The organism is Streptococcus suis (assembly GCF_002964045.1).
GTDB lineage: Bacteria > Bacillota > Bacilli > Lactobacillales > Streptococcaceae > Streptococcus > Streptococcus suis_U.
Window position 1 is genome coordinate 1 of the sequence record NZ_POPB01000275.1, and the last position, 295, is coordinate 295.

General features: G+C 42.0%; 1 pseudogene. It reads left to right on the top strand.

From position 1 onward, the window contains the following. Positions 1-217: pseudogene (locus tag C1E99_RS03630) on the top strand (ABC transporter ATP-binding protein); the annotation flags it as partial. Between the last annotated feature and the right edge of the window lie 78 nt (positions 218-295).

Consider the following 295-nt stretch of genomic DNA (forward strand, 5'->3'; position numbering starts at 1 on the left):
TCTTTTGGAGGAAGAAAAATCTAAGGGTACTTCAATCCTCATGTCCACTCACGTTCTTGACTCAGCTGAGAAAATGTGCGACTCTTTTGTGATTTTACATCAGGGACAGGTTCGTGCAACTGGAAATTTGGAGGAGCTACAAAGCGCATTTGGTATGGATGGTGCAAGTCTGAATGAAATTTATCTGGCCTTGACGCAAGAAGGAGTGGCTGGATGAAAGAATTGTTTCAACAACGCCGACTAGATTTTTTAAATCGTTGTTCCAGGTATCTGCGCTATGTTCTGAATGACCATT